24 protein-coding genes and 2 tRNA genes are annotated in these 24,391 nt (G+C 65.5%); 13 read left to right on the top strand and 13 right to left on the bottom strand.

Features of this window, described 5'->3' with window-relative positions:
- Positions 1-219: 219 nt before the first annotated feature.
- Positions 220-296: transfer RNA gene (locus OZN62_RS05385), tRNA-Arg, on the bottom strand.
- Positions 297-353: 57 nt separating this feature from the next.
- Here OZN62_RS05385 and OZN62_RS05390 point away from each other — a divergent pair.
- Positions 354-1,076 (top strand): queuosine precursor transporter, encoded by a 723-nt coding sequence (locus OZN62_RS05390; RefSeq protein ID WP_269101731.1) that lies wholly within the window; start codon positions 354-356, stop codon positions 1,074-1,076.
- Between the two features lie 22 nt (positions 1,077-1,098).
- Here OZN62_RS05390 and OZN62_RS05395 read toward each other — a convergent pair whose 3' ends face one another.
- The 3 genes from OZN62_RS05395 to OZN62_RS05405 are packed head-to-tail and all read right to left on the bottom strand — an operon-like array spanning position 1,099 to position 1,605.
- Positions 1,099-1,320 (bottom strand): PspC domain-containing protein, encoded by a 222-nt coding sequence (locus tag OZN62_RS05395; protein ID WP_269101732.1) that lies wholly within the window; start codon positions 1,318-1,320, stop codon positions 1,099-1,101.
- The gene (locus OZN62_RS05400; protein WP_269101733.1) at positions 1,317-1,445 is read right to left on the bottom strand and encodes a hypothetical protein; all 129 of its coding nucleotides are present in this window, start codon (positions 1,443-1,445) and stop codon (positions 1,317-1,319) included. Before OZN62_RS05400 ends, OZN62_RS05395 begins: the two co-directional genes overlap by 4 nt.
- Before the next feature lie 31 nt (positions 1,446-1,476).
- Positions 1,477-1,605, bottom strand: a complete 129-nt coding sequence (locus OZN62_RS05405; protein ID WP_269101734.1) for a hypothetical protein — start codon at positions 1,603-1,605, stop codon at positions 1,477-1,479.
- Between the two features lie 224 nt (positions 1,606-1,829).
- Here OZN62_RS05405 and recF point away from each other — a divergent pair, with 224 nt between their 5' ends.
- Entirely contained in the window at positions 1,830-2,915 is a 1,086-nt protein-coding gene (recF, locus tag OZN62_RS05410; RefSeq protein WP_269102113.1) for a DNA replication/repair protein RecF, read from the top strand.
- Here recF and OZN62_RS05415 read toward each other — a convergent pair.
- Positions 2,912-3,652: an arylesterase gene (locus OZN62_RS05415; protein WP_269101736.1), complete on the bottom strand. Its 741-nt coding sequence runs from the start codon at positions 3,650-3,652 to the stop codon at positions 2,912-2,914. The two genes, recF and OZN62_RS05415, sit on opposite strands and share 4 nt — an antisense overlap.
- A gap of 27 nt (positions 3,653-3,679) precedes the next feature.
- Here OZN62_RS05415 and OZN62_RS05420 point away from each other — a divergent pair, with 27 nt between their 5' ends.
- Both OZN62_RS05420 and OZN62_RS05425 read left to right on the top strand, forming a co-directional pair.
- Complete coding sequence (locus OZN62_RS05420) at positions 3,680-4,393, top strand: ABC transporter ATP-binding protein (RefSeq protein ID WP_269101737.1); 714 nt, start codon at positions 3,680-3,682, stop codon at positions 4,391-4,393.
- A 3-nt stretch (positions 4,394-4,396) separates the two neighbouring features.
- Complete coding sequence (locus OZN62_RS05425; RefSeq protein ID WP_269101738.1) at positions 4,397-6,907, top strand: ABC transporter permease; 2,511 nt, start codon at positions 4,397-4,399, stop codon at positions 6,905-6,907.
- Positions 6,908-6,929: 22 nt separating this feature from the next.
- On the opposite strand, the gene OZN62_RS05430 is transcribed toward OZN62_RS05425, so the two are convergent.
- Positions 6,930-7,409, bottom strand: a complete 480-nt coding sequence (locus OZN62_RS05430) for an RDD family protein (protein ID WP_269101739.1) — start codon at positions 7,407-7,409, stop codon at positions 6,930-6,932.
- Between the two features lie 115 nt (positions 7,410-7,524).
- Positions 7,525-10,224: a TonB-dependent receptor gene (locus tag OZN62_RS05435; RefSeq protein WP_269101741.1), complete on the bottom strand. Its 2,700-nt coding sequence runs from the start codon at positions 10,222-10,224 to the stop codon at positions 7,525-7,527.
- Positions 10,225-10,528: 304 nt separating this feature from the next.
- Between OZN62_RS05435 and typA the strand changes: the two genes are divergently transcribed.
- Positions 10,529-12,373, top strand: a complete 1,845-nt coding sequence (gene typA / locus OZN62_RS05440) for a translational GTPase TypA (RefSeq protein ID WP_269101742.1) — start codon at positions 10,529-10,531, stop codon at positions 12,371-12,373.
- 20 nt (positions 12,374-12,393) lie between these two features.
- Here the strand turns inward: typA and OZN62_RS05445 are convergent, their stop codons facing one another.
- Positions 12,394-12,780 carry a hypothetical protein gene (locus OZN62_RS05445; RefSeq protein ID WP_269101743.1) on the bottom strand — a complete coding sequence of 129 codons (387 nt, stop codon included), beginning with the start codon at positions 12,778-12,780 and terminating at the stop codon, positions 12,394-12,396.
- A 186-nt stretch (positions 12,781-12,966) separates the two neighbouring features.
- On the opposite strand from OZN62_RS05445, the gene OZN62_RS05450 reads away from it, so the two are divergent.
- The gene (locus OZN62_RS05450; RefSeq protein ID WP_269101744.1) at positions 12,967-14,133 is read left to right on the top strand and encodes a glycosyltransferase family 4 protein; all 1,167 of its coding nucleotides are present in this window, start codon (positions 12,967-12,969) and stop codon (positions 14,131-14,133) included.
- Here the strand turns inward: OZN62_RS05450 and OZN62_RS05455 are convergent.
- Together OZN62_RS05455 and OZN62_RS05460 are read right to left on the bottom strand one after the other, a co-directional pair.
- Positions 14,125-14,574: a hypothetical protein gene (locus OZN62_RS05455; RefSeq protein ID WP_269101745.1), complete on the bottom strand. Its 450-nt coding sequence runs from the start codon at positions 14,572-14,574 to the stop codon at positions 14,125-14,127. The two genes, OZN62_RS05450 and OZN62_RS05455, sit on opposite strands and share 9 nt — an antisense overlap.
- 75 nt (positions 14,575-14,649) lie before the next feature.
- A complete protein-coding gene (locus OZN62_RS05460) occupies positions 14,650-15,519 on the bottom strand; it encodes a PadR family transcriptional regulator (RefSeq protein ID WP_269101747.1) in 870 nt (289 codons plus the stop codon).
- A gap of 104 nt (positions 15,520-15,623) precedes the next feature.
- Here OZN62_RS05460 and OZN62_RS05465 point away from each other — a divergent pair, with 104 nt between their 5' ends.
- Both OZN62_RS05465 and OZN62_RS05470 read left to right on the top strand, forming a co-directional pair.
- Complete coding sequence (locus tag OZN62_RS05465; RefSeq protein WP_269101748.1) at positions 15,624-16,940, top strand: replication-associated recombination protein A; 1,317 nt, start codon at positions 15,624-15,626, stop codon at positions 16,938-16,940.
- Entirely contained in the window at positions 16,933-17,814 is an 882-nt protein-coding gene (locus tag OZN62_RS05470; RefSeq protein ID WP_269101749.1) for a hypothetical protein, read from the top strand. Before OZN62_RS05465 ends, OZN62_RS05470 begins: the two co-directional genes overlap by 8 nt.
- Here OZN62_RS05470 and OZN62_RS05475 read toward each other — a convergent pair.
- The gene (locus OZN62_RS05475) at positions 17,811-18,182 is read right to left on the bottom strand and encodes a TM2 domain-containing protein (protein ID WP_269101751.1); all 372 of its coding nucleotides are present in this window, start codon (positions 18,180-18,182) and stop codon (positions 17,811-17,813) included. The genes OZN62_RS05470 and OZN62_RS05475 overlap by 4 nt on opposite strands.
- 135 nt (positions 18,183-18,317) lie before the next feature.
- Between OZN62_RS05475 and OZN62_RS05480 the strand changes: the two genes are divergently transcribed.
- Positions 18,318-18,393, top strand: a tRNA-Thr gene (locus OZN62_RS05480).
- A gap of 40 nt (positions 18,394-18,433) precedes the next feature.
- On the opposite strand, the gene OZN62_RS05485 is transcribed toward OZN62_RS05480, so the two are convergent.
- Both OZN62_RS05485 and queF read right to left on the bottom strand, forming a co-directional pair.
- Positions 18,434-19,738, bottom strand: coding sequence for a UDP-glucose dehydrogenase family protein (locus OZN62_RS05485; protein WP_269101754.1), 1,305 nt, complete (start codon positions 19,736-19,738; stop codon positions 18,434-18,436).
- Between the two features lie 94 nt (positions 19,739-19,832).
- Entirely contained in the window at positions 19,833-20,285 is a 453-nt protein-coding gene (queF, locus tag OZN62_RS05490; protein ID WP_269101756.1) for a preQ(1) synthase, read from the bottom strand.
- 85 nt (positions 20,286-20,370) lie between these two features.
- Here queF and OZN62_RS05495 point away from each other — a divergent pair, with 85 nt between their 5' ends.
- The 4 genes from OZN62_RS05495 (at position 20,371) to OZN62_RS05510 (ending at position 24,324) form a co-directional block, all read left to right on the top strand.
- Entirely contained in the window at positions 20,371-21,210 is an 840-nt protein-coding gene (locus OZN62_RS05495; protein WP_269101757.1) for a sulfurtransferase, read from the top strand.
- Positions 21,207-22,424, top strand: a complete 1,218-nt coding sequence (gene metC, locus OZN62_RS05500; protein ID WP_269101759.1) for a cystathionine beta-lyase — start codon at positions 21,207-21,209, stop codon at positions 22,422-22,424. The genes OZN62_RS05495 and metC overlap by 4 nt, the downstream gene beginning before the upstream one ends.
- Positions 22,421-23,524: a mechanosensitive ion channel family protein gene (locus tag OZN62_RS05505; protein ID WP_269101760.1), complete on the top strand. Its 1,104-nt coding sequence runs from the start codon at positions 22,421-22,423 to the stop codon at positions 23,522-23,524. Before metC ends, OZN62_RS05505 begins: the two co-directional genes overlap by 4 nt.
- Before the next feature lie 68 nt (positions 23,525-23,592).
- A complete protein-coding gene (locus OZN62_RS05510) occupies positions 23,593-24,324 on the top strand; it encodes a hypothetical protein (RefSeq protein WP_269101762.1) in 732 nt (243 codons plus the stop codon).
- The last annotated feature ends 67 nt before the right edge of the window (positions 24,325-24,391 follow it).

Genomic DNA, 24,391 nt, shown 5'->3' on the forward strand with positions numbered 1-24,391 from the left:
AGGGACCGCAAGGGCACGCGCCCGCCCCGCAGCGGGCGCAGCTTGCTGCGCATCTAGCGAGGACGAAGCCGCGGATGCGGCTTCGGAAAACAAGAATGGCGCGCCCAGCAGGAGTGTGCTTCGCACGTCTCCGCTTCGCTCCGACTCCGAACCTGAAGGATCGCCTCTACAAGGGCATACACCAAAGGGGAGGACACGCTTGCAGCATGCCCTCCCCTTTGGCGCGCCCAGCAGGAGTCGAACCTGCGACCTCAGGATTAGAAGTCCCGTGCTCTATCCAGCTGAGCTATGGGCGCGTCGGGAGGGCAGATAGCGATCTTTGCGGCTCGCGCAAATGCCGCTAGCACCGCGACATGGACAGTGATCCCCTGAAACCCGTCGATCCGATGCCGGAACACGCGCGGTTCCGATATTTCGATCTCGTGATGGCCGCCTTCGTGGTGGTGCTGGTGCTGTCCAACGTGATCGGGGCGGCAAAGCTCTCCACCGTCGCGGGTTTCACTTTCGGGGCGGGCATCCTATTCTTCCCGCTCTCCTACGTGATCGGCGACGTGCTGACCGAGGTTTACGGCTATGCCCGCGCGCGCCGGGTAATCTGGACCGGCTTTGCCGCCCTCGTCTTCATGGCCGTGATGAGCTTCGTGGTGGTCGAACTGCCCCCGGCGGCCAGCTGGACCGGGCAGGAGGCCTACGAGTCGGTATTCGGCCAGGTGCCGCGGATCGTGCTCGCCTCGGTCACCGCCTTCTGGGCAGGCGAATTCGTCAATTCCTACGTGATGGCGAAGATGAAGGTCTGGACACAGGGCAAGGCTCTGTGGAGCCGTACCATCGGCTCGACCGTGGTCGGCCAGGGCGTCGACAGCCTGCTGTTCTATCCCATTGCCTTCCTCGGCGTCTGGGAGACTAGCGATGTGTTGCTGGTGATGGTGACGAACTGGGCGTTAAAGGTCGGCTGGGAAGCCGCGCTGACGCCGGTCACCTATCGCGTTGTCGGCTTCCTGAAGAAGCGCGAGGGCGTCGAGATCTTCGATACCGACACCGATTTCTCTCCCTTCGCGGCACGCGACAGCCGCTGACAGGACGAAATGGCCGCCGACCTCAGTCGGCCAGCAGCCAGATCGCGAGATAGATGATCAGGAAGCTGCCGAAACCGAACAGCGTACCTGCCAGGAAGATGCCCCGCACAACCAGCGGGTTGATCCCGAAGTACTTGGCGATACCGCCGCAAACACCGGCCACCTTCGCGTCCGCACGGTCGAGGCGGAATTTCTTCGAACCTGCCGGGCGGACGGCATCGTTTCTACGGTCCAGCTGGGTCATGCCAGCAGGCCCACGATCGAGGTGGCGTTGGGGTTGGCGAAGCTGCTGACGAGCAGCGTTGCGGTTACGGCGACGGCGGCGAAAGCGGCCATCAGCTTGTTCTGCAGTTCATTGGTCATGGTCATGTCCTTCTTGTCCCTTCTTGGTGGTTATCGATCAGGCGAGAACGCCGGCGATGATGCTGGCTTCCGGGGTCGAGAAGCTCGAGACCAGGAGCGTGATGGTGACAGCGACGGCGGCGAAAGCGGCCGAAACGCGGGCGGTGATGTCATTCGTGAAAGTCATTTTGTTTCCCTCTATTGTTTGAATTAAACTCTTTCGTCCCATGCCCCCAACATTGCAGGAGGTGTGCCAGTTTTGAAAAACCGCAGAATTCTGCCGTTTTTGTTCAGGCACCAGCAAGGTTAGCGATTCCTGAAAACTAAGACTTGGGAATTTTCACCAACTGATGGGATCACCTTTTCGAGTGGTGTCACGCCGCACGCTGACATAAGGGTATGCGACCCGTCATGGCGCTCGATCGCATCACCCTTTCCAGCTTCCGCAACCACGCCGCCACGCGGCTTGAAGACACGTGCCAGTTGAACCTGCTGGTGGGCGAGAACGGGGCGGGTAAGACCAATATCCTCGAAGCCATCTCGCTGTTTGCCCCCGGACGCGGAATGCGTCGCGCGGCACTGGCGGAGATGGCCGGCCATTCCGGAGATGGCGGCTTCGGTGTCAGCGCCCTGCTCGACACCGGCGATGGCGGCGAACCGGTCAAGCTGGGCACAGGCATGGTGGCAGAGCGGAGCGGTCGCCGCATCGTGCAGGTCAATGGCGCAGAGGCGAGTGCCATCAGCCTGGGCGAATGGCTGGCCATGGGCTGGCTCACCCCGGCCATGGATCGCCTGTTCGCCGACAGCGCCGGCACACGCCGCCGTTATCTCGACCGGCTGGCAGTGGCGCTGGAGCCGGGCCATGCCCGCTACGCCAGCCGCTACGAGGCCGCGCTGCGCGAACGTAACCGCCTGCTCTCCGGGGAACCGGACCCCGATCCCGCCTGGCTCGATTCGATCGAAGCGCAGATGGCCACGGTTGGGAGCGCATTGGCGCAGGGCCGGGCGCGATTGATCGGAACCTTGGGCGCGAGACTGGCGGAACTGCCCGAAGCGCCGTTCGCGCGCCCGGTGCTCGCCTACCAGCCTGGCGGCGCGCTGACCGAAGAGGAACTGGCCGACCGCTGGCGCAGTGAGCGCCGCCGCGATCGTGCCGCGCAGCGCACGCTGTCCGGTCCGCATCGCGACGAGCTGGGCGTGACCATGGCCGGCAAGCACATGCCCGCTGCCGAATGTTCTACTGGGGAGCAGAAAGCCATGCTGGTCGCCATCACCCTCGCCCATGCCGAACTCGCGGCGCGGGGCAGACCGGGCGTCTTGCTGCTGGACGAGGTCGCGGCCCACCTCGACCCCGTGCGGCGCGAGGCGCTGTTCGACCGCCTGCGCGCAAGCGGCACACAAGTGTGGCTGACGGGCACCGAACCGGCCCCCTTCGAAGCTATCCTGGCAGAGGCAGCCACCTGGCGGGTGGCCGATGGCGCGGTGGAGCGGATCTAGTCCGCGCCGTCCTGCGGCAAGGCGGCGATCACCGTGTCGAGCGAGGCCGCGACCATTTCCTCCAGCCCTTCGGCAGTCGGATGGATGCGATCGGCCTGCATCAAGCGCGGCTGGTCGTAGACCGGCTTCATGAAGAAGGGCACCAGCGCGGCGTCATATTCTTCGGCCAGTTCGGCATACATGCCGTCGAACTGCTGCTGGTATTCCACACCCATGTTCGGCGGGGCGCGCATACCCAGCAACAGGATGGGAATGTCGCGTGCCTGCAATTCGTCGAGAATGCCTTCCAGGTTCGCGCGGCTCTGGTCCGGGGTGATGCCGCGCAGCAGGTCGTTGCCGCCAAGTTCCACGATGGCGAGGTCGATTTCGGCGTCGGCATTGTCGAGCACGAAGCCGATCCGCTGCAAGCCGGCAGCCGTGGTGTCGCCCGATACGCCGGCATCGATGACCCGGGCATTGATGCCGCGACCGCGCAATGCGCGCCCCAGCACCTCCGGATAGCCCTGGTCTTCCTCGACATTGTAGCCCGCCATCAGGCTGTCACCGAAGCCGAGCACCACCCGCTCCGGCCCCATGACCGGCAGCGGCTCCTCGAACATCGTTCCCGCGCTCTCGGCCTCGTCGGCCTCGGCCACTGGTGCTTCCGCTCCGCAAGCGGCAAGGGCGAGCGCCAGCGGCGCGATGATCGACGAAGTGCGAATAGCCTTAGGCCACCGACTTTGGACTAACTTGCTCATACCCCATAGCTATGCCATCGCGCTCTTGTGACAAGTCCTGACACTGCAAAACCCGTTATTGCTGCCCGTGACCTGCGCCTTACCCTTGGAGAAGGCGCTGCGGCAGTCGAAATCCTGCGCGGCATCGACCTGGAGGTGACGCCAGGCGAGACGCTCGCCCTGCTCGGCCCTTCCGGCAGCGGCAAGAGCTCGCTGATGTCGGTGCTCTCCGGCCTTGAAAGAGCAAGCTCAGGTTCGCTTGAGGTTGCCGGAGAGGACTTCACCGCGCTCGATGAAGACGCCCTCGCCCTCGCCCGCCGCGGCCGGATCGGCATCGTGCTGCAGGCCTTCCACCTGCTGCCGACCATGACCGCGCTGGAGAACGTCGCCACGCCGCTGGAACTGGCCGGCGTCAAGGGCGCCAGCGAACGCGCGGCGGAAGAACTGGAAGCCGTGGGCCTCGGCCACCGGCTTACGCACTATCCGGCACAGCTTTCCGGCGGCGAGCAGCAACGCGTTGCGATTGCCCGCGCCATCGGCTCGCGCCCGCCGCTGATCTTCGCGGACGAGCCGACCGGCAATCTCGATGCCAGCACCGGCGAAAGCGTGGTTGAAGTGCTGTTCCGCCGGCGCGCCAACACCGGCGCGACGCTGGTGATCATCACCCATGACAAGACGCTGGCCGAACGCTGCGACCGCGTGGTGACGCTGGCCGACGGCCAGATCGCCAGCGATACCGGCAAGGCCACCAAGGCTGCCTGACGCATGAGCTGGGGCCGGGCCTGGACCATCGCCAAGCGCGACCTGTCGAGCGGTTTCCGCGGACTGCGGCTGCTGCTCGTCTGTCTGTTCCTGGGCGTCGGCGCATTGGCGGCCATCGGCAGCCTGACCTCCGCCATCCAGGGCGAGCTCGACAGCCAGGGCCAGGCCATCCTGGGCGGCGATATCGAAGTCGAGCTGTGGCAACGCATGCTGAACGAGGAGGAACTCGCCTTCCTCGAGGAATATGGCACCACCTCCCCCGGATATCGCCTGCAGGCCATGGCAAGCACGCCCGATGCGGCCGTACCCGTGGAGCTGAAGGCGGTTGCTGCCAACTACCCGATGTATGGCACCCTGCTGCTGCAGGGCGGCGTAAGTGCCGAGGCGCCCTCCGCAGGCGAGGCTTACCTTGCCGAAGGCGCGGCGGAGCGGCTGGACGCGCAGCCGGGCGACGTCATCACACTGGGCACGCAGCAGGTCACCGTGGCAGGCATTATCGAGGAAGAGCCGGACCGGCTCTCCGAGGGATTCGCGCTGGGCCAGACGGTGATCGTGCCGCTGGACCTGCCTGAGCAGGCGGGCCTCGTCGCCCCCGGCTCCATGTTCCAGACCAAGACCCGCGTGGCCTTCGCCGGCGACGACGATCCCGACACCGTGGTCGAGGCGCTGGAAGAGCGCTTCCCCGAAGTCTCGTTCGACACCCGCACCCGCAACCGCGCCTCGCCCGGCGCCGACCGCTTCGTCAGCCGCATGGGCGAGTTCCTGACGCTGGTCGGCCTCGCCGCGCTGGTCATCGCCGGCATCGGCATCGGTGGCGGGGTGAACTCCTATCTCGAGGCCCGGCGCAATTCGATTGCGACACTCAAGATCCTCGGCGCGACCTCTGCCGACATCGTGCGCATCTACGCCCTGGAAATCGGCATGGCCGCGCTGGTGGGTGCCGGAGCCGGCCTGCTGGCGGGCGTGCTGGTGACACCGTTGCTGGCCAATGCACTGGGCTCGTTGCTGCCGGTGACGACCGACTTCGTCATCGATCCCTGGGCGCTGGGCCGCGCGCTCGCCTTCGGCTTGCTGGTCGCGCTGGTCTTCGCCGCACCGCCGCTGGCGCGAGCCAAGCAGTTCCCGGCCATGGCGCTGATGCGCGCCCGCGTCTCGCCGCTGGCGCAGGCCTGGCGCGGTGCCGCGCTGCCCGTGGGCCTCGGCATTGCGGGTATCGTGGCGCTGGCCATCGTCGGCTCGAATAATCCCGAACTTTCAGCGCTGTTCCTTGGCGGGGCCGCCGCCATCCTCGGCTTCCTTGCCTTGCTGGGCCGGGCGATCCGCTGGGCAGCGACCCGCGCACCGCGTCCGGCCGATCCCATCGTGCGTGCGGCGCTGGCCAACCTGCACCGCCCCGGCGCGGCGACCGGATCGCTGGTGACGGCGCTCGGCTTCGGACTGTCAGCATTCGTCCTGCTGGCCGGGGTGCAGAGCAGCCTCGACGGCAATATCCAGCGCTCGGTGCCCGAACGGGCGCCCGACTACTTCGTGCTCGATATCCCGCGTGACCGGGTGGAGGAATTCCGCGGTGTCATTACCGACGTCTCCGAAGACGCGGTGATCGAGACTGTGCCCACGCTGCGCGGCTCCATCGTCGCCTTCGGTCCCGAGGGCAACATGACCCGCGTTTCCGAGATGGAAGAGGGCCGCGAAGGCACCTGGGGCCTGCGCGGTGAGCGCGGCCTGACCTATTCCGATGTCATTCCGAGCGGCAATGTCGTCACTTCCGGCGAGTGGTGGGAAGACGGCCACGCCGGCGAGGCGCTGGTTTCGGTGGACGAGGAACTGGCCGCAGCGGCCGGAATCGCCATCGGCGATCTTGTCACCGTCAACGTGCTGGGCGTGGATTTCACCGCACGGGTCGCCAACACCCGCCGCATCGACTGGGAGAGCCTTGGCTTCAACAACGTCTGGGTGTTCTCGGCCAATACCTTCGAGACGGCCCCGCACAACCTGGCAGCGACGATCGAGATGCCTGAAGGCACCGACACCAGCGGCCTGCTGCGCACGCTGGTGAACGCCTTCCCCTCGTCCAGCGTGATCGAGGTCGGCCCGATCCTGACCGAGGCGCGAACCATCCTCGACCAGGTGTCGCTGGCCATCCTTGCCGCCGCCTCCGTGGCCGTGCTGGCGGGCATTGCCGTGCTGCTGGGTGCCATCGCCGCAGCCCGCGCAGCGCGCATCTACGACACCGTCATCCTGCGCGTGCTGGGCGCCAGCCGCGGGCAGTTGCTGGCGCTGCAATTCGCCGAATTCGGGCTGCTCGCCGCCGTGCTGGCGACCGTGGCGCTGGCCATGGGCAGCGGTGTCGCCTGGCTGGTGATCGTGCAGCTGTTCGAATTCGACTGGCTGCCCGACTGGACCGAGATCCTCGCCGTGCTGGGCGGCGGACTGGTGCTGGTGCTGGCCTTCGCGCTGGGAGCCTCGCTCCCGCTGCTGCGGGCACGGCCGGCGCAGACCTTGCGGTCGCTCTAACCGGTCGCACCCGCGAACAGGATCAGTCGAAGACGCCCGTCGTGCCGTGCTCGCCGGGCTTGCCCTTCACCACCAGCGTGCTGGCCAGCATGTCGTGCAGGCCCTGCTTCTTCTCGGTGAAGGCCACCATGATGTAGCCGATCAGCAGGATGATACCGGACAGGATCTTGGCGAAATAGCGGCCCAGCGCTCGCAGGAAACTGATGCGGTTGCCGCTGAGGTCGGTCACCACGAGACCGACGGCCTTCTTGCCCACCGTGGCCTGCCACGAAGAGCTCTCCAGTCCGGCAAAGTAGGCGATGCCGACGATCAGGCCGACCAGGTTGCCAAGCGGACTGGATTCGTCCGTGCCGCCGGAAAAGGCCGCATCGTTGACCGCCGCGCTCCAGTTGGCGCCCATGTTGATGCCGGTCACGCCCTGGATGATCGACGCGGCAACAAGCAGGATGATGATGTCGATGAGATAGGCACCGACGCGGATCCAGAAGCCCCCGAACTGCATGATTTCCCCCTCTTCCGTGAATGAAGGCCTCTAGGGCACCATATTCCGGCCTCGGCCACAACCATAAAAAAGGGGGCCGCGAGGGCCCCCTTCTCTGATTGGTTGTCGCCGACGCTTACCAGCGGAAGCGACCGGTGATGCCGTAGGTGCGCGGATCGTTCGGATAGCCCGAAACGCTCAGCGGCTGGGCCGGGCTGTCGAAGACGGTGCCCAGGGTACGGTGATCCAGCAGGTTGCGGCCCCAGATCGAGACCGAAATGCCGCTGTCGTGCTCGTAGGTCAGCGAAGCGGTCAGGTCGCTCTGCTCGCCGGTGAACGGCAGGCCGGCGGCGATGGCCGGGCCACCGTCGACGATCGAACCGTCCGGGCCGCGTACGGCGAAGGCCGGCAGGCCTTCGACCAGCTGGAATTCGCTGGTGAACAGGTAGTTCACGCGCGGGATCAGCATGCCGTTGCCCATGTCGGCTTCATACTGTGCGCCGAGGATGACGGTCCATTCGGGGATACCCGAAGGCGTGGTGCCGGAAATGTCGCCCTGGGCCGACTGCAGGAAGCTGTCGAACTTCGGATCGAGATAGGTCACCGCACCGCTCAGCGTCAGGCCGTCGGTCGGGAACAGGCTGCCTTCGAATTCGACGCCCCAGGTCGACTGGCTACCGGCGTTGGCGAGCACGAAGCCCGAACCGGTGAAGATGTTGGACTGGAAGCCCTCGATCTCCTGGTCGAACACGGTCAGGTTGGCCGAGAACGCATCGAAGTTGGCCTTGATGCCCACTTCCATGACGGTCGACTCTTCCGGACCGGCAAAGCGCGAACCGAAGGTCAGGTTCGGCAGGTCCAGCCCGGCAGCGAGGATCGCGGCACGATCGGCCAGCGGCGGACGGGCGTCGCGCGACAGGTTGATCGAGCTTGCCTTGAAGCCGGTCGCGTAGCTCGCATAGATGTTCACATCCGGCGAGACGTCATAGGCGAGACGGACCGAGTAGCTGAAGTTGTCGTCGTTGGTCTGGCCCGGCTCGACCGCGTTCGGCACCGCCAGGAACGGCGGCAGGAACTGCAGCGCGCGCAGCGGGTTCAGCGGGTTCGCCAGCGGGTTGTTGACGTTGGCTGCGGCAAACTGCTGCGCACCGGCCAGAATGGTCGGGTAGAAGGCAGCGGTTGCCGGGTTGGTAGCGAAACCGATGATTTCGGCTTCGGTCGCCAGGCGACCCAGGCCCAGCGCATCACCCACTGCCGTGGCAACGGCGCCCTGCGTCAGCAGCTGGCCGCGGAACGGCGCAAGCTGCGGAGCGTCGAAGTCGATCGACGAGAACACGTCGCTCGAAATGGCCGACTGGGTGAAGGTCTTGCTGTCGTCGGTGTAGTTACCGCCCAGCGTCAGCACCAGGCCATCGACGATCTCGTAGTCGAGCTGACCGAAGATCGAGAAGGCTTCCGAATCCAGCGTGTAGGCTTCGTTGAAGCCCTGGCCCTGGATGAAGAAGGTGTTGATGTAGTTGGTGCTGAAAGCCTGGCTGAAGATCTGCTCGAGCAGCGGGATGGTGAACACACCGCCCGAACGCGCCTGGACGATCACGTTGGCGTAGTTGCGCGCATCGGAGCCCCACAGCAGCTGGTTCGTCTGGTCCACATCTTCGTTGATGTAGAACAGGCCCAGCAGCACATCGAGACGGTCACCGATCGAACCCGCGATGCGGAATTCCTGGGTGAAGGTATCGATCTCGAGGTCCTGAGCGTTCGGGTAGATCAGGTCGGCGCTGGAGAAGTCCGAATCCTGGAAGGTCACCGCGTTGGTGGTGCGGCTGGCCGTGATCGAGGTGAAGGTGAAGTCACCGATGTCCCAGTCCAGCTGGCCAGAGATACCCCAGTTCTCGATCTGGTTGGTGGAATCGAAGTTGTTGATGACAACGTCGGCGAAGGGATCGTTCGGGTCGGTGACAGCGCCACCAACGGCGAGGATCGCACCGGTCGACGGGCCGTTCTGGACGTTGACCACGCCGCAGCAGATTTCGTCGATGCTGTCGTAGTCGGCGATAACGCGGAACTTGATGTCCGTGCCGTTGTCGATCAGCACCTGGCCGCGAGTGTACCAGCGGTCGCGGTTGCTGACTTCGCTGCCGGTGCCGAGATCGTCGAAGAAACCGTCACGGCTGTTGATGCCGGCGCCGACGCTGACGGCGACCATGTCCGACAGCGGGCCGGTGACGTAGCCGCGTGCGACGAGCGCGTCGTAGTTGCCATAGGTCAGCTCGGCAGTGCCGCCGAAGTCGAACTGCGGTTCTTCCGTGGTGACCGAGATCACACCGGCCGAAGCGTTCTTGCCGAACAGGGTCGACTGCGGGCCGCGCAGCACTTCGATGCGCTGCACGTTGGGCAGGTCGGAGATCGAGGAAGCGGTGCGGCTGCGGTAGACGCCGTCGATGAACACGCCGACCGAAGGTTCGATGCCGGCGTTGTTCGCGCCGTTGCCGAAACCGCGAATGAAGAAGCCGGTGTTGGCGGAGGACTGGCGCTGGCCGACGGTCAGCGAGGGAACCACCGTCTGCAGGTCGCGGATGTCGCGGATCTGGTCGCGCTCGAGCGTTTCGGCGCTGGTCACGGAGACGGCGACAGGAACTTCCTGCAGCGTCTGTTCGCGCTTGGTGGCGGTAACAACGATGTTGTTGCCCTGGTTGCTTTCCTCTTCGACCGCGGAATCGTCAGCGGTATCGGCGTCCTGCGCAAAGGCGGCAGCCGGAGCGAGAAGCGCAATGGCGGCTGCGCCGCACAGGAACTTGCGCGAAATACCGGCAGTGCCGGCAAATTTGCTGGTCATTGATTTCTCCATCTCTCCCTCGCGAACCGCCCGGCGTCTATTTTTGACTGCTTATGCGGGCCGCAAGCGACCTTGTTAGGGCCTTTCCAGATACTCGGCTGAGAAGGTTAGCACAATCGCACTGTTGGCGAATGATTACGGAAGAAACGGCCTGTGTTACATTGGCGCAACAGAGAGGTACCTTACGTATAGGTAAGGCCCCCATGCTCGCATTGGCTTGCGGCATACCTGCGCTTAGGCTATCGGCGCGCCAATTCGCAGGTGCAGCATGAAGCGCCCTGCCCGTATTCAGGAACCAAACGACATGTCCGCCCCCCTTCGCAACGTGGCGATCATCGCCCACGTCGACCACGGCAAGACCACGCTGGTCGACCAGCTCTTCCGCCAGTCCGGCACCTTCCGCGAAAACCAGCGCGTCGAGGAGCGGGCGATGGACTCGAACGAGTTGGAGAAGGAACGCGGGATCACCATTCTCGCCAAGCCGACCAGCATCGAGTGGCAGCCGCCGGGCGGCAGCCAGCCCTATCGCATCAACATCGTCGACACGCCCGGCCACGCCGACTTCGGTGCCGAGGTGGAACGCATCCTGAGCATGGTCGACGGCGTGATCCTGCTGGTCGACGCCGCCGAAGGGCCGATGCCGCAGACCAAGTTCGTCACCGGCAAGGCGCTGGGCCTGGGCCTGCGCCCGATCGTGGTGGTCAACAAGATCGACCGCAGCGACGCCCGCGCATCCGAAGTGCTCGACGAGGTGTTCGACCTGTTCGTCAACCTCGACGCGAACGACGACCAGCTCGATTTCCCCGTGCTCTACGCCTCGGGCCGTTCGGGCTATGCCAGCGCCGATCCGGAAGCGCGCGAAGGCGACCTGCTGCCGCTGTTCGAGATGATCGTGAACCACGTTCCCGAACCCGATCTCGATCCTGATGGCGATTTCGCCATGCTGGCGACCCTGCTGGACCGCGACGCCTTCCTCGGCCGTATCCTGACCGGTCGTATCGAGAGCGGCCGCCTGGAAGTGGGCATGCCGATCAAGGCGCTGGACGTGAACGGCAAGGTGGTCGAGAGCGGCCGCGCCACCAAGGTCTTCGCCTACAATGGCCTCGACCGCGAGCCGGTGCTGCATGCCAAGGCGGGCGATATCGTCGCCATCGCCGGCCTGACCGAGGCCACCGTGTCGAACACGCTATGCGACCCGGCCGTTTCCGCGCCGCTGCACGCCCGCCCGATCGACCCGCCGACCCTATCGATGACCTTCGCCGTCAACGACAGCCCCTATGCCGGGCGCGAAGGCGACAAGGTGCAGAGCCGCGTGATCCGCGACCGGCTGGAGCGTGAAGCCGAAGGCAATGTCGCCATCCGCATCACCGAAGCCGCCGGTAAGGACGCCTTCGAAGTCGCCGGTCGCGGCGAATTGCAGTTGGGCGTGCTGATCGAGACCATGCGCCGCGAAGGCTTCGAACTGTCGATCAGCCGTCCGCGCGTGCTCTATCGCGAAGAGAACGGCCAGCGGCTGGAGCCGTACGAGACCGTCGTCGTCGACGTGGACGACGAATTCTCCGGCACGGTTGTCGAAAAGATGGCCATGCGCAAGGCCGAGATGACCGATATGCGCCCGAGCGGCGGCGGCAAGACGCGCCTGACCTTCACCGCACCCAGCCGCGGCCTGATCGGCTATCACGGCGAATTCCTGTCCGATACGCGCGGCACGGGCATCATGAACCGCCTGTTCGACAGCTACGGCCCCTACAAGGGCCCGATCGCCGGTCGCCAGAACGGCGTGCTGATCTCGATGGAACAGGGTGAGGCCGTGGCCTATGCGCTGAACGCTCTGGAAGATCGCGGCGAGCTGTTCATCAAGCCGGGCGACAAGCTGTACGAAGGCATGATCATCGGCGAGAACGCCAAGCCGGAAGACCTCGAGGTGAACCCGCTCAAGTCGAAGCAGCTCACCAACTTCCGCGCCAGCGGCAAGGACGAAGGCATCCGCCTCACCCCGCCGCGCAAGATGACGCTGGAACAGGCGATTGCCTATATCGGCGATGACGAGATCGTGGAGGTCACCCCGCAGTCGATCCGCCTGCGCAAGGCCATCCTCGACCCGCACGAGCGCAAGAAGGCCAAGCGCCGCGCGAACGAGGCGGCGTAAGGCCGGCGCGCCTCAGCGCGTCACCGGCACATCATCAGGTCTACGGGGTCGCGCTCGCCGATGCGGGCGCGCATCTCGTTGCCGTCCACCAGCGTCATCGCCAGCGTGAAGTCGCCGGCCTCCATCTGCGCCTTGGCCAGGGCCGTGTCGCCCTCAATCTGTACCGAGCGGACCTTCGCGTCGATACTGGCCGAGCCGAAATGGATCGCGCTGATCTCGTAGCGCCGATCGTTGTGCGACAGGCAGGCGGCCGGGCTTTCCGCCCAGATGCCGCGAAAGTTGACGGGAATCACGTGGCTGCTGCGTACATCCGGCGATGCCGCGTCGACTTGGTTCTGCATCGCGCTGCCACTGAACAGGGCGACGGCGAGGACGGCTACATATCCAATGGCGGAGTGACGAATCATTTCGGCCGATTGCTAGGAAAGCTCTGCAGGTTCGTGACCGCTCAGCGAGCGACAGCGGAGTTGACGAAATTGGATTTGGTGCACCGGTTGTGCGGTGGTGCCTAATAGTCGGACGGGCCGCGATGTCCAGCCCGCGGCACGGCACCCCCTCGCCAAGCGTCGAAGGCTCGCCTAAGGGCCTTGGTAATGGATGTGACCGATCTTCGCGTTGCGCTGTTTAGCGGTAACTACAACTATGTCCGCGATGGCGCTAACCAGGCGCTGAACCGCCTGGTCGATTACCTGCTGCGGCAGGGTGCGCAGGTGCGCGTCTATTCGCCCACCACCGACACCCCCGCCTTCGAGCCTGCGGGTGAGCTGATCAGCCTGCCTTCCGTGCCCATCCCGGGTCGCGGCGAGTACCAGTTCTCCACCCACCTCGGGTCCGCGATCAAGGCCAACCTGGCCGAGTTCGACCCGCACGTGGTGCACATCTCCAGCCCCGACGTGGCCGGGCACCGGGCACTGACCTGGGCGCGCAAGCATGACATCCCGGTGCTCGCCAGCGTGCACACCCGGTTTGAAACCTATCCCCGCTACTACGGGCTAGGCTTCGTGGAACCTGCCTTCGTCGCCATCCTGCGGCGGTTCTACCAGCGCTGCGACGCCATCGTCGCGCCGTCGGCCAGCATGATCGAGGAGCTGCGCGAACAGGGCATGCACCACGATATCGGCACCTGGTCGCGCGGGGTGGACCGTTCGATCTTCAGTCCGGAGAAACGTGACCTTGCATGGCGTCGCTCGCACGGCATCGCGGACGACGAGATGGCGATCGGTTTCCTCGGCCGGCTAGTGTTGGAGAAGGGCATCGACATCTTCGCCGAGACCATGGTCGAACTGCGCCGCCGCGGGGTGCCGCACAAGGTGCTGGTGATCGGCGACGGTCCGGCCAAGGCTTTCTTCGCCGACAAGGTTCCCGAAGCCAGCTTCGTCGGCTTCCAGCAGGGTGCCGACCTGGGCCGCGCGGTGGCGAGCATGGACGTGCTGCTCAATCCCTCCGTCACCGAGACTTTCGGCAATGTCACGCTGGAGGCGATGGCCTGCGGCGTGCCGGTAGTGGCCGCCAATGCGACGGGCGCTTCCAGTCTGGTGATGGAAGGCGAGACCGGACACCTCGTCCCGCCGCGCGACGTTGCCGCCTATGCCGACCGGCTGACCGCCTATGCCGAAGATCCGGACCTGCGCCGCGCGCATGGCAAGGCCGGCGCAAGGCGCGCCGATGCGTTCGACTGGGATACGATCAACGGCGCGGTGGCCGACACCTACCTGCGGATCATCGAAGCGCGGCGCGGGGGCGCCAAGCCCTCAGCGTAGCACGCCCTTCTTCGCCATTGCGCGGGCATAGAGCGTCAGCAGCAGCATGATGATGAAAACCATGGCAATTGCCATGTAGGTCGGGCGCGGATCGGTAATGCCGGGGATCGGCTCGATGAAGCCGTAGATGTTCGACACGATTAGGGCGAGTAGCGACACGGCCCAGACCGGGTAGGCGAAGCGGCTGCGTAGCAGCAACAGCGCGGCACCGGCCAGGCCGCCCCAGACGCCGATGGCCCAGACGAGGTCCATCCACAGGGGGAAATTGGCGAAATAGACGACCGCGGCATCGACATCGATGCCCATCCCGCCCACGGCAGCCTCGATATATTCGCGGTCGCCGATCTGGGACATGTAATAGTCGTAACAGCCGAACAGCGTGAACAGCACCGCCAGGATGGCGATGAGCCACAAGTGCCAAGGCGTGGCTGGCCGTTCCATGATTCCCATATGCTGTCCCTCCCCTGTCGCCACGAGAATAGCATATCCCGCGGCAACTAGGGAAGCGACGGGAAATCAGAGCCTTTCGATCTTGCGCGCCAGTTCGTCGATCAGGTCGACAATCCTGTGCTTGTTCTCGCCGGCCAGCTTGCCTTGCGCAGCCGCATTGGCGAGCACCGAGGCAAGATTGCCCATGGCGCGCATCATGTCGGACGAGCGGGCCGCACTGGCGCGCTTGGCGCGGCGGCCAAGGCGTTCGAGCAGTTCCTCGATCTCGTCCTTGCTCTCTTCCAGCGCTGCACGGCCGGCATCGGTCGCTTCGTAGACCTTGCGGCTGTCCTCGCTCTCCTGCTCGACGATCAGGCCTTCATCCAGCAGCAGCTGCAGCGTCGGATAGACCACCCCCGGGCTGGGGGCGTAGGCACCGCCGGTCGCCTCTTCCAGCGCCTTGATGCAGTCATAGCCGTGGCGCGGCTCTTCCGCGATCAGCGCCAGCAGCACCAGCCGCAGTTCGCCGGGACCGAACATCCGGCCGCGCCGACGCGCGCCCCGCGGTCCGCCATGGTGGCGGTGACGATGGCGGTGACGGCGCTTGCCGCCCTGGCCGAACAGGCCCTGCGGACCGAAAATGCCGTCGGGACCGAACGGGCCACCGGCGCCAAAGGGGCCACCCGGACCGAACGGACCGTCCGGGCCGAAGGGGCCGTCCTTGCCGAAGGGACCATCGCGGTCGGAAGTCTCGTCATCGACATCGACGTCGATTTCGACCTCGACATGGATGTCCTCGCTCTCGGGACGGTCGTCGCCCTCGGGCAATTCCTCGACTTCGGCTTCCTCGATGTCCTCGTCGTTGTTGGCTGGCTTCGCGGCCTTGCGCGGCTTGCGCGGTTTGGAGGGCTTGGACGGCTTAGCCCCGCCCGGCTTCTTGTCGTTTCGCTTGCTCATTGCATAGCTCCAATTGCGTCCCACGATATTGCTAAGATATATCTTGAGAATGCCGTTGCAAGACTCCTGATGCAATTTCGCCTTGCCGCGCTACATAGCGGGCCATGGCCGATCTCTTCGCCGACGATCCCGTGCAACGTGCGCCCGACGAACCCAGCGAGGATGCCCCGCTGGCGGATCGGCTGCGCCCACGCTCGCTGGCGGAGGTGATCGGACAGGAACACCTGACCGGGCCGGACGGCGCGATCGGGCGCATGGTCGCTGCGGGCAAGCTCTCCAGCATGGTGCTGTGGGGGCCGCCGGGCACCGGCAAGACCAGCATCGCCCGCCTGCTCGCCGACGAGGTGGGCATGCGCTACGAGGCCGTCAGCGCCGTGTTCAGCGGCGTTGCCGACCTCAAGAAGGCTTTCGCCGCCGCCGAGCAGGCGCAGAAGGCGGGCCAGCGCACGCTGCTGTTCGTGGACGAGATCCACCGCTTCAACCGCGCGCAGCAGGACGGCTTCCTGCCCTTCGTCGAACGCGGCCTCGTCACGCTGGTCGGCGCGACCACGGAAAACCCCTCGTTCGAACTCAACGCCGCCCTGCTCAGCCGCGCACAGGTACTGATCCTGCACCGGCTGGATGCCGAGGCACTGGGCAAGCTGCTGGACCGCGCGGAGGAGTTGGAAGGCCCCTTGCCCCTGACCGAAGCGGCACGCGACGCGCTGATCGCCAGCGCCGACGGTGACGGGCGCTTCCTGCTCAACCAGGCCGAAACGCTCTATGCGGCAGGCATCACCGAGCAGCTCGATCCCGCCGCGCTCGGCAAGTTCCTGCAGCGCCGGTTGGCAGTCTACGACAAGGACCGCGAAGGGCACTACAACCTCATCTCCGCGCTGCATAAGGCCGTGCGCGGGTCGGACCCGCAGGCGGCGCTCTATTACATGGCGCGGATGCTGGTGGCGGGCGAAGAGCCGCTGTTCGTGGCCCGGCGGCTGGTGCGCATGGCAGTGGAGGATATCGGCCTCGCCGATCCGCAGGCGCTGCAGCAGTGCATCGCCGCCAAGGAGGCCTACCAGTTCCTCGGTTCTCCCGAAGGCGAACTGGCACTGGTGCAGGCCTGCATCTATCTCGCCACCGCGCCCAAGTCGAACGCCGCCTACAAGGCGCAGAAGGCCGCCTTTGCCAGCGCGCAGGAAACCGGCAGCCTGATGCCGCCGATGAACATCGTCAACGCGCCCACCAAGCTGATGAAAGATGCCGGCTACGGCGCGGGCTATGCCTACGATCATGATGCGGAAGAGGGTTTCTCCGGCGACAATTACTGGCCCGACGAGATGCAGCCGCAAAGCTTCTACGAGCCGGTCGAACGCGGGTTCGAGCGCGAGATCGCCAAGCGGCTGGACTATTGGGACAAGCTGCGCCGGGAGCGAAATGCCTAGGCAGTTCTCGCATTACATCAGCATCGACTGGTCCGGCGCCAAGGGATCGCATCACAAGTCCATCGCCATGGCCATTGCCCATGCCGATGGCGGACCGCCCGTGCTGGTCGAACGCGAACGCGGCTGGTCGCGCGAGGAAATCCTGGCCGTGCTGCGCGACGAACTGCCCGACGACAGCTTCGTCGGGGTCGACCTCGGCGTGTCCCTCCCCTTCTGCGATTGCGGCGACTTCTTCCCCGGCTACGCCAACAGCCCAAGCGATGCGCGCGAGCTCTGGGCCTTGATCGACCGGATTTGCGCGGCGGACGAGCATCTCTCCGCGGGCAGCTTCGTCTCCCACCCCGAGCTCGGCGAATATTTCCACCACGGTCATCGCAAGGGCGAACACTTCGGCTGCGATGGCGCCGCGCACAAGAACGGCCGGCTGCGCGTGGCCGAGCATGCGCAAGCCGCCGTAGGCCTGCGCCCGACGAGCAATTTCAAGCTGGTCGGCGCGTCGCAGGTGGGCAAGTCCAGCCTCACCGGCATGCGCGTGCTGCATGCGCTGCAAGACAGGCTGGCCGTCTGGCCGATCGATCCGCTGCCGCATACCGGCTCGGTCATCGCGGAAATCTACACCTCTATTGCCGCGCTCGCGGCCGGCCGCACCGCTGCCAAGGCCAAGATCAAGTCGCGCGAGGAGCTGGACGCAGCGCTGGTTGCGCTCGGCAGCCCACCAGTCGGCGGGTCCGGGCCGATCGACGATCACTCCTCCGATGCGCTGATCACCGCTGCCTGGATGCGCGGCAACGCACGGCGGGCGGAACTGTGGCAGCCAGCCGGAATGACACGCGACATCGCGCGGACGGAGGGGTGGACTTTCGGCGTGCCCTAGCGGCGGCGCATCTCGCGGATTTCCTCGACGCGCGGGTCGAGCGAACGGCGCGGCGCCTCCGGATCGGGAGGGCCGAGTCGCGCGTTGTCGTTCTGCGGCATGTGTCCGCCCAGCTGACGGATCGTGTCGAGATTCTCTTCCCGCACCATGTCGGGAATGCGGAAGGCGTCGATGAGCCACCAGAACGCCAGCGGGATGATGCCGATCACCGACAGGCACATCAGCAGTTGCGCCACGCCCGAACCGGTGCGGCCGATGTAGAATCGGTGTGCGCCGAAGAAGCCCAGGAAGAACCACAGCAGGTAAGCCACGCCCGTCGACTTGCGGTGGGCTTCGTAGATAAGTTGATCGCGTGTGCTGGGATCCATGTCACCCTTCCCTTGCGTCCCGATTGCATTGAAGCACATCAGGCACCAGATTCCTACCGCGTTTGCCTCTCGATTTTCGCCCACTTGTCTTCACCGGGACTTTCGACCAAAGGGGCAACCCGCGACAGCGCATGGGCCGGTTTAGCTCAGTTGGTAGAGCAGTTGATTTGTAATCATCAGGCCAGGGGTTCGAATCCTCTAACCGGCACCATTTTTCTTTTCGTTCACGGCTCTGCGTGAACGTCCTCCTTTTACCTGCCTACGGCGACGTAGGTGAAGCCGTGGTCTTCCACGTCGTGGCGGCTGTAGAGGTTGCGCAGGTCCACCAGCACAGGTGACTTGAGCAGGCCCTTCATGCGGTCGAGGTCGAGCGCGCGGAAGGCGTCCCATTCAGTGACGATCACAGCGGCGTCGGCGCCATCCAGCGCCTCATAGGCATCGCCACAATAGGCGACATTGCTCAACACCTTGGCGGCTTGCTCCATGCCTTCGGGATCGTAGGCCTTCACCTTGATCCCGGCATCCTGCAGCGCCTGCACGATGCTGATCGCGGGGCTGTCGCGCATGTCGTCGGTATTCGCCTTGAAGGTAAGCCCCAGCACCGCGACCGTCTTGCCATGCTGCTCGCCGCCGCCCAGCGCCTGGATCACCTTGCGGCCCATCGAACGCTTGCGCTGGTCGTTGCTGGCCACCACGCTTTCGACAATGCGCAGCGGGGCTTCGTAGTCCTGCCCGGTCTTCAGCAGGGCCAGCGTATCCTTGGGGAAACAGCTGCCGCCATAGCCCGGACCCGGCATCAGGAAGCGGTTGCCGATACGGCTGTCGAGGCCGATGCCCTTGGCCACGTCGCGCACGTCGGCGCCCACCTTTTCGCACAGGTCGGCGATCTCGTTGATGAAGCCGATCTTGGTGGCGAGGAAGGCGTTGGCGGCATATTTCGTCAGTTCCGCACCGCGTCGGCTCATGCAGATCAGCGGGCTCTCGTTGCGGGTCAGCGGGCGGTAGATTTCCGCCAGCACCTTCTCGGCATGTTCGTCGTTCACGCCGATCACCACGCGATCAGGCCGCTTGAAGTCGTCGATGGCAGCGCCTTCGCGCAGGAATTCCGGGTTGGAAGCGACCGAGAACTCCAGCTCGGGTGCGGTTTCGCGGATGATCCGCTCCACCTCGTCGCCCGTACCCACCGGCACGGTCGACTTGTCGACCACAACCACGCCTTCGGGCAGCAGCGGGGCCATCTCCTTGGCGGCGGCATAGACGTAGGACAGGTCCGCATGGCCATCGCCACGGCGGCTGGGCGTGCCCACGGCGATGAACACCGCGTCGGTGCCCGGCAGCGCCTCGGCAAGGTCCAGCGTGAACGACAGCCGGCCCGCTTCCACGTTGCGCGCCACCAATTCGTCCAGTCCCGGCTCGAAGATCGGGATTTCCCCATTCAGCAGCGCATCGATCTTGGACTGGTCCTTGTCGACACACACCACGTCATGGCCGAAATCGGCAAAGCAGGCGCCGGAAACGAGGCCCACGTAGCCGGTGCCGATCATTACGATACGCATTGGAGCAATTCCTTGAACCGGGCGGATGGCAAATGCTGCAACCGCGAAGAAACTTTGCGGCGTCCTAGTCGAACCTGCTCGTCACAGGCAAGGGTCAACCCCGACCGCGATAGGATGCGACTCCCTGGTCGGGCAGCCACAGGCCTTCGGGCGGGGCGCCGCTCTGCCAGAACACGTCGATGGGAATGCCGCCGCGCGGGTACCAGTAGCCGCCGATCCGCAGCCACTTGGGGCGCATTTCCTCGAACAGGCGCTGGCCGATACCGACGGTCACGTCTTCGTGGAAACCGTTGTGATTGCGGAACGAGCCGAGAAACAGCTTCAGGCTCTTGCTCTCGACGATCGTCTCGCCGGGGGCATAGTCGATCACGAGGTGCGCGAAATCGGGCGCTCCGGTAACCGGGCACAGCGAGGTGAACTCGGGCGCGGCAAAGCGCACCAGGTACAGCTGGCCGGGACGTGGATTGGGCACGTAGTCGAGCACCGCCTCTTCGGGGGATGCCGGCAGGGCGCTCTGCTGGCCCAGGTGCAGGGGAGTATCGCTCATGGCGGCCCAAATGGCCTGCCTTCGTTACAAGCGCAAGCGCGAGCGGCATTTACGAGCGCCAGCGCAGCGGTTACGCCTCCGTCGCATGACACCACTTGTGACTACCGACTGGCTGGCCGGGGAGCTTGGCTCCGCCGATCTCGTCGTGCTCGATGCCTCCGCTCACCTGCCCAATGCCGGGCGCGATGCGGCGGCGGAATATGCCGAGGCGCACATCCCCGGCGCACGCTTCCTCGACCTGAAGACGCTGATCGACCCGGAGGGATCGGTGTCCGCCTGCCTGCCGACCCGCGCGCAGTTCGAGGCGCGGCTGGGAGCGCTGGGCGTCGGCAACGACAGCTTCGTGGTGCTCTACGACAACAGCCCCATGCGCACCTCGGCGCGGGCCTGGTTCATCTTCCGGCTCTACGGGATGGACGATGTCGCCGTGCTCGACGGCGGATTGCAGAAGTGGCAGGCCGAAGGGCGCGATACTGCTACCGGTGCGGAGCAGTTCGAAGCCACCAAGTTCACCTCCGAAGGGGGCAATGGCGAAGTGCGCTGCAAGGCGGAAATGCTCGCCAACGTCGACAGCCGCGCCGAGCAGGTGGCCGATGCCCGCGACGCGGGCCGATTTACCGGCGCAGTGGAAGATACCGTCCACGGCCTGCCGGGTGGCCATATCCCCGGCGCGAGGAACCTGTTCTTCGGCGACCTGCTGCGCGAGGACACCACTTTCCGCCCGCGCGAGGAATTGCTCGCCGCTTTCGAAAAGGCAGGCATCGACCCGGCCCAACCGCTGGTCGCCAGCTGCGGCAGCGGGGTGACCGCCTCGGTCGTGCTGTTCGCCCATTACCTGCTGGGGCACGGCCACGGCGCGCTCTACGACGGCAGCTGGAGCGACTGGGGCGCCGACCCATCGACGCCGAAGGAACTGGGCGCGTGAGCGACAGGAAGCGCAAGCCGGCGACCCACGTGGTCGAAGCCGGGCGCAAGCCGGAATGGACCGGCATTCCCGGCCAGCCGGGCGGCGTGGTCAACCCGCCGGTCTGGCGCGCCAGCACGCACCTTTACGACGATGCGGAGGACCTGGCCGGCGGCCGTCCCAATGCCGACGGGCATTTCTACTACGGGCGCCGCGGCGGGCCGACCCAGTGGGCACTGGCCGAGGCACTGACCGAGCTGGAACCGGGAGCCGACGGCACCGAACTGTTCCCTAGCGGCGTCGCCGCCATCGCTTGCACGCTGCTCGCCGTGCTGCGTCCGGGCGACGAATTGCTCGTGACCGACAACGCCTATGAGCCGACGCGCAGCATCGCGCTGGCCATGCTCAAGCAGTTCGACATCACTGCGCGCCCCTTCGACCCGCTCGATCTGGATGGCTTGGCCGCGATGATCGGCGAGAAGACCAAGGCCGTGCTGGTGGAGAACCCCGGCAGCCTCACGATGGAGATCAGCGACGTGCCCGCCATCGCGGAAATCGCCCGCGAGCGCGGGGTGCTGTCGATCATCGACAATACCTGGGCGACGCCGCTCGGTTTCCCGGCGCTCGAACGCGGCTGCGATATTTCCGTGATGAGCCTCACCAAGCATGTCGGCGGCCACTCGGACGTGATGATGGGCAGCGCAAGCGCGGCCAAGCCGGTCATCAATCGCATCCGGCGGCAGGCGCAGTTCATGGGCCAGGTGGTTTCGCCCGACGATGCCGCCCTCGCCCTGCGCGGGTTGCGGACGATGGCCCTGCGGCTGGAACGCTCGGCCCGCAGCGCGCTGGAAATCGCCGAGTGGCTGGCCACGCGCGATGAGGTGGCAGCGGTGCTCTGCCCGATGCTGCCCGGCACGCGTGACCACGAGCTGTGGCAACGCGACTTCACCGGTGGCTGCGGCCTGTTCAGTTTCATCCTGGCAAAGGGCTATGATGCCGATGCCCGCGCCCGCCTGCTCGATACCCTGGAATTGTTCGGCATCGGGTTCAGCTGGGGCGGTTACGAGAGCCTGGCAATTCCCTTCGATCCGGCCCCCGTCCACACGCTGCGCCCCTGGCCTCCGGGCATAGACAGCGGCAGCGGGCTTGGAGTGCGGCTGTCTATCGGGTTAGAGGATGTGACCGACCTCAAGGAAGACCTCGCCAAAGGGCTCGATGCGATGGGAGCTGTATGACCGCCACTGCCGAACTGCCGACCGATGACGCAACTGCCGATGCCGTCGACACTGCCGACGTCGTCGATACCGCCGATGCCGGCGCGGTGACCGACAGTTCACCGGCTACCGATGCGTCGGCCACGGCCGATGCCGTCGCCAGTGCCGACGCGCTGAAGGAAGTGATGGCCGACACCACCCCGACCGTGGCCGGACTGGTGGAGAAGCTCGACGCCTGGGGCTTCACCATCGCCGATACGCGCTTCTCGCTGTGGTCGGCCCTGGTGGTGCTGATGGTGATCATCGGGGTGATCATCTTCGCCCGTATCGGCACCGCGCTGGCCAAGTCCGGCTTCCGGCGCTTTACCAGCCTCGACATGGCGCAGCGCCTGCTGGCCGAAAAGCTGGCGACGATCGCGGTCTGGGCACTGGCCTTCTTCATCGGCATCGACCTGCTCAATATCGACCTGACTGCACTCGCGGTGTTTTCCGGCGCTTTCGGCCTCGCCATCGGTTTCGGCCTGCAGAAGACCTTCGGTAACCTGATCGCCGGGATCATCCTGCTGATGGATCGCTCCATCAAGCCGGGCGACGTGATCGCGGTGGCGGATACCGCCGGGAACGAGACCTTCGGACAGATCCGCAAGATCGGCGTACGCGCAGTTTCCATCGTGACGCGCGACGAGAAGGAATACCTGATCCCGAACGAGAACCTGATGATCAACCAGGTGGAGAACTGGTCCTATTCCAGCCGCCAGGTGCGCATGCAGGTGCCGGTGGGCGTTTCCTACCATTGCGACCTGAAAGTGGCCGAACGGCTGATGCTGGAGGCCGCCAAGGCCAGCAAGCGGGTGCTGGACAACCCGTCCCCCTCGGTATGGCTCGCCGAATATGGCGACAGCTCGGTGAACTTCGTCATCCACTGCTGGATCGTCGATCCGGAGGACGGCGTCGGCAATGTCCGGTCGGAAGTCCTGAAGAAGCTGTGGGACCTGTTCCACGAGAACGATATCGAAATCCCGTTCCCGCAGCGCGACATCAACCTGCGCAGCAACGAAGAGTTCGCCCAACTGGTCGCGGCGATCGGCCAAAGGCTGGAAGACAAATCCACCAAAGGCTGATCTCGTCCGACGAGGCCGTTTTACATTGGTAACACACACGTGTTAATCCTCAGGCGAACTGAGGGTCAATGACGCATTATCTTGCAATCATTACAGCCTATTCGGCCGTGGCGGTGCTGGCTTGGCTGGCAGCCTTGCTCCAGCCCGCTTTCATTCCCCCCGCGGCAGCCCGGGCGCTCGATCGGCGATGGCTTGCCGCAGGCCAGTTCGCGCTCGCGATCCTCGCTGTCGTGGCGCTGCGCATGTTGCACGACCGGGGCTGGTTGCTCCCGGAAACCGGCGTGCTGTCCGCCACCTTCAACCAGGTGCTGCAATACCTGCCGATCATCGCCTACCTCGCCGTGCAACGCAGCCTTGCGGCGGCCTTCGTCCCGGCCAAGGGAGCACTGCCCTCGCTGGCGACCGGGGTCGTGCTCGCCGTGGTGGCCGCACTTGCCTATTTCTCGGTGCGCAACGACTGGGGCGAGCTGCCCCATGCCGTGGATGCGCTGTTCACCACCGAAACTGTCGCGCCGGCATTGGCGCTCGGCTTGCAGGACCTGACCATTGCCGCCCTGCTCGCGCTGATCGCCGATGGCTGGTCGCGCCGGACGGCTCTCGTCGCGGCGATCGCGGTCTTTGCGGTCATCCACCTGCCCATCATGTTCGCCGATGGCGTGGACATGGGCGGCATCCTCGCGGCATTGGCCAATACCGCCGTAGTGGCGGGCACCGTGTCGGCGGTGCTGGTGACGCGCAATGTGCTGTGGTTCTTGCCGCCGCACCTCGTGCTGGCGCTCGCTCCCCTCACTCCGTCCTGAAAACCGGCCTAAAGTTGATCTAGGGCCCCGGCAAAGCATTCTCGCTGGCGGGTTTTCGGTGCCACCT

The sequence above is a fragment of the Aurantiacibacter sp. MUD11 genome (assembly GCF_026967575.1).
Taxonomy (GTDB): Bacteria; Pseudomonadota; Alphaproteobacteria; order Sphingomonadales; family Sphingomonadaceae; genus Alteraurantiacibacter.